We start from the raw sequence: 12654 nt of genomic DNA on the forward strand, positions 1-12654 counted from the left end.
CGGGCTCGGTGCCGCCCGCGCCGCCCGCGGCCGCCGCGCGCGCCCGGGCCTCGCGGCGCGTCGCGGGCGGGGGGACCGGCGACGACCCCGGGGCATCCGCCGCCCCGGGGTCGCGCGTCGCGTCGGGCTCCGTCACCTGCCGCCCAGGCCGTCGATCTGCGCCAGCTCGTCGGCGGACAGCGTGAACTGCAGCGCCTCGAGGTTGTGCGCGATGCGGTCCTTGTTCGTCGACTTCGGGATGACGGCGATCCCGTGGTCGACGTGCCAGCGCAGCACCACCTGACGGGTGCTGACGCCGTGCGCCTCGGCGATCGCGGTGAGCACCGGGTCGTCCAGGTCGGTGCGCTTGAACGGGCTGTACCCCTCGACGACGACGCCGCGCTCGGCGTGCGCCGCCAGCAGGTCGGCGTCGAAGTCGCCCGGGCTCCACGGGATCTGGTTCACCGCGGGGGCCTCGCCGGTGGCGGCGATCAGCTCGTCGATCTGCGCGATCGAGTAGTTGGACACGCCGATCGAGCGCACCAGGCCCTCGTCGCGCGCGGCGATGAACTGCTCCCAGGTGGCCGGCGTCGCCTGCTTGTTCGGCGGCCAGTGGACCAGCCACAGGTCGAGGTGGTCGGTGCCGAGAGCGGCCAGCGACTCGTGCAGCGTCTGGCGCTCGCGCCCGGCGTGGTCCGGTGGCAGCTTGGTGGTGACGAACACGGCGTCCCGGTCGACGTCGACGAGCGACAGCGCGCGGCCGACCTCGGCCTCGTTGCCGTAGCCGGTGGCGGTGTCGACGTGCGTGTAGCCGAGCTCGAGCGCGGCGACCACGGCGCGCTCGGCGTCGCCGCCCTCGGACTGCCAGGTGCCGAGGCCGAGCAGCGGCATCGCGCCGCCCTTGAGCGTGACGGTGGGGATCTGCGGAGCGGGTGTCATGCGTCCATCGTGGCTCAGCCCGCGGCCCGGGGCCACGGCAGCGGCGGGACCAGCGACGGGACCAGCGGGGCCACCGCCCGGCGGAACTGGGCGGGCGTCTCGCCGGTCAGCCGGCCGAACGTGCGGGTGAACGACGCCTGGTCGTAGAACCCGGTGGCCGCGGCCACCTCCGCGAGCGGCAGGTCCGACCCGCCGAGCAGCGCGGCCGCGTGGTCGACCCGCGCCCGCAGCACGTACTGCTGCGGGGACAGCGCGTACACCCGGCGCACCCGGCGGTCGAGCGTCGACGGCGAGCAGCCCGCCGCCTCGGCGAGCTCCGCCACCGTCGGCGGGTCCGCGAGCCGCGCCTGCACGAACGCCGCCACCCGGGACAGGGCCTCGACGGTCGCCGCGTCGGCGTCGCCCGCGCGCAGCGCCTGCGAGATGCTCACCAGCCCGACCACCGCGCCGGCGTCGTCGCGCACCGGCTCCTTGGACGTGAGGTACCAGCCGGGCGGGCCGCCGGGGCGGCGGATCAGCTCGAGCTCGCGGTGCAGCGCGCGGCCGGTCGCCAGCACGTCGCGGTCCTGGGCGTCGTACCGCTCGGCGAGGTGCGGGAGGAACAGCTCGGCGGCGGTGCGGCCGACGACGGTCCGGCGCGACCGCTCCGGGGTGCGGCGGACGAACGCGTCGTTGACCACCACGTACCGGCCGGTCACGTCCTTGGCGCAGAACATCGTGCCGGTCAGGTCGTCGCACAGCCGGAGCAGGGCGGGGGTGAGGGCGCGGAGCAGGGCGCGCGCGCGGGCGTCGGCGGCGGGCGCGTCGGCGGGCGCGGCGGGGGCCGCGGCGAGGTGGGGTGGACGGCGTTCCATGTCGGGGGCAGCGTAGGTGCTGCGCGTGACGGGCACGTGTCACGGATCGGGCCCGGTGGCCCGGCCGATCCGTGCAAGACGGGGCGCGGGGCGCTCGGGAAGGATCCCGCCATGACGACGACCCAGGACCCGGCCGCCGCCGCCGACGCCGCGACGCCCGCCCCCGAGCACCTGACCCGGGACGCGGTGGACCTCGCGCACCGCTGGATGGACGCGACCGCCGCCGACGAGACCCCCGCCGAGCGCCGCGCGACCGGCCGGCTCGCCGCCCTGGTCGCCGACCCCGCCGGCCTGGAGCTCGCGGTGCGGTTCGTCGACCGGGTCGCCCGGCCGGAGGACGTCCGGGTCGCCGCGGCCGAGCTCGCCGACCTCGGCGACCGCGCCGCCGACGCCGCGGCGTTCCTCGGCGGCGTGGACCGGGCGCTGCTCGGCGTCGGCGCCAAGGTGGCCCCGCTTCTGCCGTCCGCCGTCGTGCCCGCGGCGCGGATCCGGCTGCGCCAGCTCGTCGGCCACCTGGTCGCCGACGCCGGACCGGGGCTCGGCCCGCACCTGGCGCGCGCCCGGAAGGAGGGCTTCCGGCTCAACCTCAACCTGCTCGGCGAGGCCGTGCTCGGCGAGGACGAGGCGAACCGCCGGCTGCACCGCGTCGCCGAGCTCGCCGCCCGCCCGGACGTCGACTACGTGTCGATCAAGGTCTCGGCCGTGGCGAGCCAGCTGTCGACCTGGGACACCGAGGGCAGCGTGCGGCGGGTCGTCGAGCGGCTGCGCCCGCTGTACCGGGCCGCCGCCGCGAGCGGCACGTTCCTCAACCTCGACATGGAGGAGTACCGCGACCTCGCCCTGACGGTGCGGGTGTTCGACGAGCTGGTGAACGACCCGCAGGTGCGCGGCGCCGAGATGGGCATCGTGCTGCAGGCCTACCTGCCCGACACCTCCGACGCGCTCGAGGAGATCACCGCGATCGCGCGGCGCCGGGTCGAGGCGGGCGGCGCGCGGCTCAAGGTGCGGCTGGTCAAGGGCGCCAACCTCGCGATGGAGCAGGTCGAGGCCGAGCTGCACGGCTGGGCGCAGGCGCCGTACGCCGGCAAGCCCGACGTCGACGCGCACTACGTCCGGCTCGTCCGGCGCGCGCTCGACCCCGCGCGCACGTCCGCGCTGCGGGTCGGGGTGGCGAGCCACAACCTGTTCCACGTCGCCTACGCCCACCTGCTCGCCGCGCACCGCGGGGTGTCCGAGGCGCTCGACATCGAGATGCTGCAGGGCATGGCCCCGGCGCAGGCCCGCGCGGTGCAGCGCGAGGTCGGCCAGGTGCTGCTCTACACGCCGGTCGTGGCGAAGCAGGACTTCGACGTCGCGATCTCCTACCTCGTGCGCCGGCTCGAGGAGAACGCCGCGCACCAGAACTTCCTGCACGCGCTGTTCGCCGGCGGGGACGGCCCGGACGAGGGGATCGGCTCCCAGGAGGACGCGTTCCTCGCGTCGGTGGCCGGTGCGGACCGGGTGCCGGTCGAGCGCCGCCGGCTGCCGCGCGACCCCGGGGCGCCCTCGCCGCGGCCGGGCGCGTTCCGGAACGCCGCCGACACCGACCCCGCCGTCGCCGAGTCCCGGGACTGGGCGGCTCGTCTGGTCGCGGCGGACGTGGAGCCGCCGGCCGGCGCGGTCGAGGTCGGCACCGAGGCCGAGGTGGACGCGGTCGTCGCCCGCGCCGTCGCCGCCGCGCCCGCGTGGTCCGTCCGGACCCCGGCCGAGCGCGCCGCCGTGCTGCGCCGCGCCGCGGACGAGCTCGAGGCCGCCCGCGGCGACCTGGTCGCGACGATGGTGCACGAGGGCGGCAAGACCGTCGCCGAGGCCGACCCCGAGGTCAGCGAGGCCGTCGACTTCGCCCGGTACTACGCGGACCGCGCGGAGGAGCTCGCCGACGGGCGCGTCCCGGGCGCCGTGTTCCGGCCGCGCGGCGTCACCGTCGTCACCCCGCCGTGGAACTTCCCGGTCGCCATCCCGGTCGGCTCGGTGCTGGCGGCGCTCGCGGCCGGGTCGCCGGTGCTGATCAAGCCCGCGCCGCAGACCCCGCGGTGCGTGCGGGTGGCCGGCGCGGCGATCCAGCGGGCGCTCGACGCGTCCGGGGTCGAGGAGGCCGCGCTGCAGGTCGTGCTGTCGCCCGAGGGCGAGGTCGGCCGCCGGCTGGTCACGCACCCGGACGTCGCGCGGGTCGTGCTGACCGGGTCGCTCGAGACCGCTCAGCTGTTCGCCGGCTGGCGCCCCGACCTGGACGTGCTCGCGGAGACCTCCGGCAAGAACGCCCTGATCATCACGCCGTCCGCCGACGTCGACCTGGCCGTGGCCGACCTGGTGCGGTCCGCGTTCGGGCACGCGGGGCAGAAGTGCTCGGCGGCGTCGCTCGCGATCCTCGTCGGCTCGGCCGGCACGTCCGACCGGCTGCGCCGGCAGCTCGCGGACGCGGTGTCGTCGCTGCGCGTCGGCTGGTCCGACGACCTCGGCACCACGATGGGCCCGCTGGTCGAGCCGGCGTCGGGCAAGCTGCTCCGGGCGCTCACCACGCTCGACGAGGGCGAGTCGTGGCTCGTGCAGCCGCGGCGGCTCGACGAGGAGGGTCGGCTGTGGACGCCCGGCGTCAAGCACGGCGTGCGCCCCGGGTCCTGGTTCCACCTCACCGAGTGCTTCGGCCCGGTGCTCGGCGTGATCCGGGTCGACACCCTCGACGAGGCGATCGCGGTGCAGAACGCCGTCGCGCTCGGCCTGACCGGTGGCCTGCACTCGCTCGACGAAGCCGAGATCGCGCACTGGCTCGACCGTGTCGAGGTCGGCAACGCGTACGTCAACCGGCACATCACCGGCGCGATCGTGCAGCGGCAGCCCTTCGGCGGCTGGAAGGCCTCGGTGGTCGGCCCCGGCGCCAAGGCAGGCGGCCCGTCCTACGTCGCGCAGCTCGGCGCGTGGTCCGACGCACCGGAGGTCGCGGCGCTCGATGACGAGGCCTGGCTGGCGTGGGCGCACGCCGACGACGCCCGGGTCTGGTCCGACGAGCTCGGCACCGCGCACGACCCGTCCGGCCTGGCCTCCGAGGAGAACGCGCTCCGGCACCGGCCCGTGCCGCACCTGACCGTGCGGGTCGGAGCCGACGGGCGCGAGCGGGACGTGCTGCGCGTGCTGTCGGCGGCGCGGACCGCAGGGGTGCCCGTGACGGTGAGCCGGGCCGCGGAGGAGGCGGACGACGCGTTCGCGCTGCGGGTCGCGGCGGGCGAGGTCACGGGCCGGGTGCGCGTCGTCGGCTCGGCGCCCGGCCTGCGCGCGGCGGCGGTCACGCGCACGGGCGAGGTCACGGTGCTCGACGCGCCCGTCGTGGCGAGCGGGCGCCGGGAGCTGATGACGGTCGTGCGCGAGCAGGCGGTGTCCCGCACCCGCCACCGCTTCGGCCACGTCGACCCGACGCGCTGACGCCGGGCCCGGCGGGCGGCCCGCGCCGGACGCGCCGGCTGCCTGCGCCCGACGCGCGGGGCTGCCCGCGCCGGACGCGCCGGTCTGCTTGCGCCGGGCGCGCCGGGCGGCCCGGCCGCGCGCTCCGTCGAGTGAGCATGCGACACGTCGAGTGCCTATCCAGCGGATAGGCACTCGACGTGTCGCGTAGGCAGTCGCCGGCGCGGCGCGGCGCGGGCGGTGCGGCGGAAGCGGCGCACCGGCGAGGGGGTACTCGACACGTCGAGCGAGTAGTCGGTGATTGCTCGCTCGACGTGTCGAGTACTCGCCCGGCAGGCGGGCGCCCGGCCCGGCAGGAGGGCGCCGGCGGGCCAGGCGGGCGGCCGGCTGGCAGGGGCAGCCGTGCGCGCGGCGGGCGCGGGGCGGCCGGCGCGGGGCGCCGGGCGCGGGCTCAGGCCGAGCCGCGGACCACCAGCTCCGGCTCGAACACCTGGGCCTCCGTGCGCGCGTGCCGGCCCTGCAGCTGCGCCACCAGCTCCTCGCCCGCCGCCCGCGCCATCGCGATCACCGGCTGCGTCACGGTCGTGAGGTTCGGCTTCGTGGTGGTGGCGAGGCCCGAGTTGTCGTAGCCGACCACCGCCACGTCGCCCGGCACGTCCCGGCCGGCCTCGGCGAGCTCGGGCAGCGCGCCGGCCGCCATGAGGTCCGAGGCGATGAAGATGCCGTCGAGGTCGGGGAACCGCCCGAGCAGCTCGCGCGCCGCGGCGGCGCCGCCGTCGACGGTGAAGTCGCCGTGCACCACCGCGTCGTCCGGCAGCCCGGCCTCGGCGAGCGCGGCGCGCCACCCGGCGAGCCGGTCGATGCCCGCGGACATGTCGGCGGGGCCGGCGATGGTCGCGATCCGGCGCCGGCCCAGCCGGACCAGGTGCTCGGTCGCGATCCGCCCGCCGCGCAGGTTGTCGGTGTCGACGACCGCCGCGGCCTCGCCGCCGACGAGCGGCCGGCCGATGAACACGGTCGGCAGCCGGGACGCCTGGAGCGCGCGGTCGATGGCGTCGTCCCGGTGGTGCGACACCACGATGGCGCCGTCGACGTGCCCGGCGCGCAGGTACCGGGCGGTGCGCTCGGACTCGCCGGGCCGCGCGATGACGAGCAGCAGCTGGAGGTCGGCGAGCGCGAGCGGGGTGGAGACGCCGTTGAGCACGCCGGCGAAGAACGGGTCGGACAGCACGCGCTCGTCCGGCTCGGGCACGACGAGCGCGACCGAGTCGGTGCGCCGGGTGACGAGCGACCGCGCGGCGCGGTTCGGCGTGTAGCCCAGGTCGGCGACCGCCGCGGCGACCGACTCCATGGCCTCGGGCGACACCCGGTCGCCGCCGTTGATGGCGCGCGAGGCGGTGGAGCGGGAGACGCCCGCGCGCAGCGCGACCTGCTCGAGGGTCGGTGCCGGGTGGGTGGCCGACGGGATGGCGGACTGGTCGATCACGATGGATCGCCCCCCTCGTGACGGTCGGGTGGTGCCCGTGCGCGGGGCACCGGCGGGCGCGCGCCCCTGCACGGGGCCCGCGGACGGGCCCCGCGCGAAGCGTAGCGGTCAGCCCTTGACGGCCCCGGCCATGATCCCCGCGACCAGCTGGCGGCCGGCGACGACGAACAGCAGGAGCAGCGGGATGATCGACAGGACGACACCGGCCATGATCAGCGGCAAGTCCTGGAAGAAGCCGGCCTGCAGCAGCTTGAGCGCCACCGGCAGGGTCGGGTTCTGGTTGCCGAGCACGATGGACGGCCAGAAGAAGTTCGTCCACGACGTGATGAAGGTGAACAGCGCCAGCATCGCCGCCGCCGGCCGGGCCGCGGGCAGCGCCACCGACCAGAACGTGCGGAACATGGACGCGCCGTCGACGCGGGCGGCCTCGATGAGCTCGTAGGGGAGCGCGGAGTCGAGGTACTGGGTCATCCAGAACACGCCGAACGCGGTCACCATCGCGGGCAGGATCACCGCGAGCAGGTTGCCGGTCAGGCCGAGCTCGCGCATGACGATGTACAGCGGGACGACGCCGAGCTGGGTCGGCACGGCCATCGTCGCGATGACGAACACCAGCAGCGGGCCGCGGCCGCGGAACCGGAGCTTGGAGAACGAGTAGCCCGCGAGCGTCGAGAAGAACACCACGGACAGGCTGGTGATCACGGCGACGACCAGCGAGTTGCCGGTCGCCTTCACCAGGTCGATGTCGGCGTCGAAGACGCGCTGCAGGTTGGTGAGGAACTCGCCGCCCGGGATGAGCGAGGGCACCGGGTTCTGCGCCACCTCCGCCGACGTCGAGGACGACAGCAGGAAGGTGTAGTAGAGCGGGTAGGCCGAGATCAGCAGGAACACGCCGAGGACGACGTAGGTGACCCAGCCCGGCCGGCGGTCGGCGCCGCCGTTGGTCTTGTTGCGCTTGCGCTGCGCCGCGCGGGCCGCGCCCTTGCCGGCGGTCTGCGCGATGACGGGGACGGACGGGGCGCTCATCGGGGGTCCACCTCGATCGGTGCGGCCGCGGGGACCGCGGCGTCGGACGTCTGCTTGACCCGGCGGGCGAGGTCGCGCGAGGCGCGGCGGCTCTGCTTGCGGGCGGCCTTCGCGGTGCGGCTCATGTCGTCCGCGGAGGCGATGCGCCGGGTCAGCCAGTTGTTGAGCAGCGCGAAGATGATGATGATCAGGAACAGCAGCCAGGCGACCGCCGCGGCCCGGCCGAGCTGCTGCTTGTTCCAGCCCAGCTCGTACAGGTAGAGCGTCACGGTCTTCCACTGGCCGTTCGAGCCGCCGAGGCCGGTCGCGTCGTACATGCGCGGCTCGTCGAAGATCTGCAGGCCGCCGATGGTCGACGTGAGGATCACGAAGATCATCGTCGGGCGGACCATCGGCACGGTGATGGAGAAGAACTGCCGGATGCGGTTCGCGCCGTCGAGCGTCGCGGCCTCGTACATGTCGCGGGGGATGGCCTGCATCGCGGCCAGGAGGATCAGCGCGTTGTAGCCGGTCCAGCGGAAGTTCACCATCGAGGCGATGGCGATGTGCGAGGCGAACGCGTCCTTGTGCCAGCCGATCGGGTCGATGCCGATCTGGCCGAGCAGGGAGTTGATCATGCCCGAGCCGTCGGCGAACATCTGCGAGAACACCAGGCCGACGGCGACCGGGGCGACGACGTAGGGGAGCAGCACGCCCATCCGCCAGAACGTCTTCGCGCGGAGGTTCGCGTCCAGCATCGCGGCGATGACGAGGGCGGCGATCACCTGGGGCACCGTGGACAGCAGGAAGATGCTGAAGGTGTTGCGCAGCGAGTTCCAGAAGAACGTCTGGCCGAGCACGAAGGTGAAGTTGTCGAGGCCGACGAAGTCGCCCTGGCCGCCGATCAGGCTCCACTCGTGCAGGGAGACCCAGCCGGTGTAGAGCAGCGGGAACAGGCCGACCACCGCGAACAGCAGGAAGAACGGCGAGATGTAGAGGTAGGGCGAGACCTTCACGTCCCAGCGGCCCAGCGTCTGCTTGAAGCCGATCTTCCGGGGCGCGCGGTCGTCGTCGCTGCGCGGTGCCGCGCCCCTGGGGGGCGCCGTCTGGGTGGCCATGGGGATCCTTCGTGCGGGCGGGCCGGGGTCGTGCGGTGCGGGCGCGGGCGGTGCCCGCGCGACGGACCGGGCCGCCGGGGAGTCCCGGCGGCCCGGCCCGGTGGGGTCAGCCGATCGCGGCGACCGCGTCCTCGAAGCCCTTCCAGGACTCGTCGGGGGTCATCGACTTGTCGACGTCGACGCGGTTGAACGCGTCCGACAGGCCGGTGCGGATGGTGAAGTAGTTCTCACCCTTGAACGGCGCGACGGAGATGGCCGCGGCGCGGTCGGTGTAGATCTGGCCGGTCGGCGCGTCGTTGAAGAACTCGCGGGTCATGCCCTGGAGCTCGTCCGACTGCTGCGCCTCGATCTGGCTCGGGAAGTTGCCGTTGACGGCGAACGCCGCGAGCTGCTGCTCCGGGGCGGTCAGCCAGTCGGCGAGCGCCTTGGCCTCCTCCGGGTGCTTCGACATCGTCGGGACGGCGAGGAACGAGCCGCCCCAGTTGCCGCCGCCGCCGGGGAAGACGTTGGCGATGTCCCAGCCCTCGACGCCCGCCGAGTTGCCCTCGATGTTGCCGAGGAACCAGGCCGGGGCCAGCGCGACCGCGAAGCCGTTGCTCTGGAACGCGTTCGTCCAGTCGGTCTCCCACTGCTTGAGACCGGCGGACTGGTCCTCGTGCGACAGGATCGTGTCGTAGATGTCGCGGATCTCGGGGTTGTCGAGCGCGATAATCTCGCCGGAGTCGGGGTCCTCGAAGGGCACCTCGACCTGGTTGATCATGCCCTGGGCCAGCGCGTCGGCGGAGTCGAAGAACGCCGGGCCGGTGCCCGCGGCCATGAACTGGTCGCCGACGGCGAAGAAGTCGTCCCAGGTGGCGTCGTCGCCACCGAACAGCTCGGCCACGGCCTCGCGGTCCGTCGGGAGGCCCGCGGCGGCGAACAGGTCGGAGCGGTAGGCGATGGCCTCCGGGCCGATGTCCGTCGGGTAGCCGAGCAGCTCGCCGCCGGGGGTGGTGGCCTGGTCGGTGGTCCACTTGTTCCAGCGGCCATCGACCGAGTCGCTGCTCAGGTCGGTGAACTGGTCCGAGTACTGGATCATCTGCGGCAGCCAGTCGACCTCGACGCCCACGACGTCCGCGAGGCCCGAGCCGGCGCCGAGCGCCGTCTGGAACTGCTCCTTGGCGTCGTCGGACTTGCCGAACTTGTTGTGCTCGATCTTGATGTTCGGGTTCTCCTCCTCGTACTGCTTGAGGAGGTCCTCGTAGCCGAACTGGTTGAAGGTCGAGATGGTCAGGGTGATCTGACCGTCCGAGCCCTCGTCGCCGGCGGCGTCGTCCGACCCGCCGCCGCACGCCGTCGCCAGCAGGGCGACGCTCGCCGCTCCGGCCACGGCCACCCACGTCTTGCGCGTGCTCCTGCGCACTGTGACTCCCTCGTCATCCGCGGCGACGTCGCCGCTCCCGTCGGGTCGCCGGCACCGGCGCCCGTCGTGGGACCGCTCCCACCACCTGATGCGGGAGCGCTCTCACGCCATGTCAGGCACCTTGTCGGTCGGGGGTCGGTGAAGTCAAGCGAGCCGGCGCGCAAACGGGTGTGGAAGCGGTCCCACGGGCACGTTCGCACAGGTCAGCGACCTGCGGCGGTCCGGCGCGTTACGGAATCGTTACGCCTCGTCGGCGCTGGCGACCCACTCGCGCGCCACGCCGGCCTCGGCCTCGAGGGCGCCGCGCACGGCCTTCGCGGCGGCCTGCTCGACGGCCGACCCGAACAGCGGGACGTTCGCCTTGAGGTCGCCGTCGTAGGTGATCGCCGAGCCGCCGTCGGCCGCCGCGAGCGCGACCGTCCCGGTGAGCCGGACGGGGGCGCCGGCGATCTCGACCGCGACGGTCCCGGTGCGGCTGCCGTCCGCCGAGGCGGGCTCCCAGGCCTCGACCTGGCGCACCTCGAGCGTCGAGCCGACGAACGCGCGGACGTTCGCGGGGATCTGGTCCGTCGGCAGCGCGCGCCGGGTCGTCACCGTGAGCGCGCCGTCCTCGGCGGGGGCCACGTCGACGTGCAGCACCTCGGCGCCGCTCGCGATGACCTTCGCGCGGACGTACACGGGGTCGGCCAGCATCGTCCCGGCGGTGCGGGGGTCGGTCGGCACGGGGACGGTGACCTGCAGGTGCACGGGCGTTCGGGTCCTTCCGAGGTGCGCGGGCGGCCGCGGGGGAGTGCGGGTCCGACGACAGTATCCGCCCGGGCGGGCCCGCGCGCCCCGGTCGGGGGACGGGCGTGGGCCGCGTCACGTGCCGCGGGGTGGGACGGGCCCGGGCCGGGCGCGTCCTGCGCCGTACCCTGGGGCCGTGTCCACCCTGAGCGAGCTCGCGCAGCGCCACGCCCACCTCGACGCCGCGGACCTCGAGTGGCTGCACCTGCTGGTCGGCGACTGGCAGGTCATCTCGGACCTCGCGTTCGCCGACCTCGTCCTGTGGCTGCCCACCGACGACGGCGACTTCGTGGCCATCGCCCAGGCCCGCCCCAGCACCGGCGCCACCGTGCACTACGACGACGTGGTGGGCTCGCGCGCGCCCGAGGGGCAGCGGCCGCAGCTCGAGCGCTCGCTGAGCGAGGTCCGTGCGCAGCGGTCCCGCGAGCCGCGCTGGTTCGGGTCGTACGCGGTGCGCGAGGAGGCGGTGCCGGTCGTGCACGAGGGCCGCGCGATCGCCGTGATCGCCCGGCAGACCAACCTCGGCGGCGCCCGCACGCCCAGCCGCCTCGAGCTGAACTACGTCGAGGCCGCGGACGACATCATGGGCATGATCGCCCGCGGCGAGTTCCCGATGACCAACGCCGCGACCGGCCCGCGCCGCGGTGCGCCGCGCGTCGCCGACGGCCTGGTGCGGCTGAACTCCGAGGGCGAGGTCCTGTACGCCAGCCCCAACGCCCTGTCCTGCTTCCACCGGTTCGGCGCGATGGACGACCTGGTCGGCCGGTCGCTGGTCGAGGTGGTCGCCGACCTGATCGAGCAGAACTCGCCGGTCGACGAGTCGATGCCGCTGGTGCTCATGGGCCGCGCGCCGTGGCGCACCGACATCGAGGCGCACGGCGTCGCGCTGTCGCTGCGCGCGGTCCCGCTGTCCGAGGAGGGGGAGCGGATCGGCGCCGTGCTGCTGTGCCGGGACGTGTCCGAGCTGCGTCGTCGTGAGCGGGAGCTCATCACCAAGGACGCGACGATCCGCGAGATCCACCACCGCGTGAAGAACAACCTGCAGACCGTCGCCGCCCTGCTGCGGCTGCAGGCCCGGCGGATGAACGTGCCGGAGGCCCGCGCGGCGCTCGAGGAGGCGATGCGCCGGGTCGCGACGATCGCGCTGGTGCACGAGACGCTGTCCCAGACGCTCGACGAGACCGTGCAGTTCGACGAGCTGGTCGGGCGGTCGCTGCGGCTCGCCGCCGACGTGGCGTCGGCCGGGGCGTCGGTGCGGACGCTGGTGCGCGGCACGTTCGGGCCGGTGTCCGCCGAGGACGCCACGGCGCTCGCGCTCGTGCTGACCGAGCTGGTGACGAACGCCGTCGAGCACGGGCTGGCCGGCCGGGACCACGGGTCGGTCGAGGTGAACGCGGAGCGCGTCGAGGACGACCTCACGGTCACGGTCGCGGACGACGGCGCCGGCATCCCGGCCGACTCCGCCGGCAGCAGCGCGGGCCCGGGGACGGGCCTCGGGACGCAGATCGTCTCGACCCTGGTGACGAACGAGCTGCGCGGCTCGATCGCGTGGGCGCCGCGCGCGGGCGGCGGCACGGAGGTCACGCTGCGCGCGACGCTGCGCACCCCGGGCCGCGACGCGGCGGCCACGGTCGCCTAGCCCTCCCGCGT

General features: G+C 74.9%; 9 protein-coding genes. 2 read left to right on the forward strand and 7 right to left on the reverse strand.

The features are described 5' to 3' along the window. Positions 1–132 precede the first annotated feature (132 nt). Together KVT14_RS16540 and KVT14_RS16545 are read right to left on the reverse strand one after the other, a co-directional pair. Positions 133–918, reverse strand: coding sequence for an aldo/keto reductase (locus KVT14_RS16540; RefSeq protein WP_217616668.1), 786 nt, complete (start codon positions 916–918; stop codon positions 133–135). 14 nt (positions 919–932) lie between these two features. Continuing rightward, positions 933–1772, reverse strand: coding sequence for an AraC family transcriptional regulator (locus tag KVT14_RS16545; RefSeq protein ID WP_217616669.1), 840 nt, complete (start codon positions 1770–1772; stop codon positions 933–935). Positions 1773–1883: 111 nt separating this feature from the next. On the opposite strand from KVT14_RS16545, the gene KVT14_RS16550 reads away from it, so the two are divergent. Next, positions 1884–5228: a proline dehydrogenase family protein gene (locus KVT14_RS16550; protein ID WP_217616670.1), complete on the forward strand. Its 3345-nt coding sequence runs from the start codon at positions 1884–1886 to the stop codon at positions 5226–5228. Between the two features lie 430 nt (positions 5229–5658). Here KVT14_RS16550 and KVT14_RS16555 read toward each other — a convergent pair whose 3' ends face one another. The 5 genes from KVT14_RS16555 to KVT14_RS16575 form a co-directional block, all read right to left on the reverse strand. Next, positions 5659–6693 (reverse strand): LacI family DNA-binding transcriptional regulator, encoded by a 1035-nt coding sequence (locus KVT14_RS16555; protein ID WP_217616671.1) that lies wholly within the window; start codon positions 6691–6693, stop codon positions 5659–5661. 108 nt (positions 6694–6801) lie between these two features. Next, positions 6802–7719: a carbohydrate ABC transporter permease gene (locus KVT14_RS16560; protein WP_217616672.1), complete on the reverse strand. Its 918-nt coding sequence runs from the start codon at positions 7717–7719 to the stop codon at positions 6802–6804. Beyond that, on the reverse strand, positions 7716–8816 hold the full coding sequence (locus KVT14_RS16565) for a carbohydrate ABC transporter permease (protein ID WP_217616673.1): 1101 nt from the start codon (positions 8814–8816) through the stop codon (positions 7716–7718). Before KVT14_RS16565 ends, KVT14_RS16560 begins: the two co-directional genes overlap by 4 nt. Before the next feature lie 106 nt (positions 8817–8922). Then, entirely contained in the window at positions 8923–10218 is a 1296-nt protein-coding gene (locus KVT14_RS16570) for an ABC transporter substrate-binding protein (RefSeq protein ID WP_217616674.1), read from the reverse strand. 240 nt (positions 10219–10458) lie between these two features. Continuing rightward, positions 10459–10965: a DUF2505 domain-containing protein gene (locus KVT14_RS16575; protein ID WP_217616675.1), complete on the reverse strand. Its 507-nt coding sequence runs from the start codon at positions 10963–10965 to the stop codon at positions 10459–10461. A gap of 175 nt (positions 10966–11140) precedes the next feature. Between KVT14_RS16575 and KVT14_RS16580 the strand changes: the two genes are divergently transcribed. Continuing rightward, complete coding sequence (locus KVT14_RS16580; RefSeq protein WP_217616676.1) at positions 11141–12643, forward strand: sensor histidine kinase; 1503 nt, start codon at positions 11141–11143, stop codon at positions 12641–12643. Positions 12644–12654 lie beyond the last annotated feature (11 nt).

This window comes from Cellulomonas sp. GbtcB1 (assembly GCF_019091725.1).
Classification (GTDB): Bacteria; Actinomycetota; Actinomycetes; order Actinomycetales; family Cellulomonadaceae; genus Cellulomonas.

Bases quoted from the DNA above. Each gene is read 5' to 3' on its own strand.
- KVT14_RS16540 (WP_217616668.1), bottom strand. From the start codon at position 918: ATGACACCCGCTCCGCAGATCCCCACCGTCACGCTCAAGGGCGGCGCG.
- KVT14_RS16545 (WP_217616669.1), bottom strand. From the start codon at position 1,772: ATGGAACGCCGTCCACCCCACCTCGCCGCGGCCCCCGCCGCGCCCGCC.
- KVT14_RS16550 (WP_217616670.1), top strand. From the start codon at position 1,884: ATGACGACGACCCAGGACCCGGCCGCCGCCGCCGACGCCGCGACGCCC.
- KVT14_RS16560 (WP_217616672.1), bottom strand. From the start codon at position 7,719: ATGAGCGCCCCGTCCGTCCCCGTCATCGCGCAGACCGCCGGCAAGGGC.
- KVT14_RS16565 (WP_217616673.1), bottom strand. From the start codon at position 8,816: ATGGCCACCCAGACGGCGCCCCCCAGGGGCGCGGCACCGCGCAGCGAC.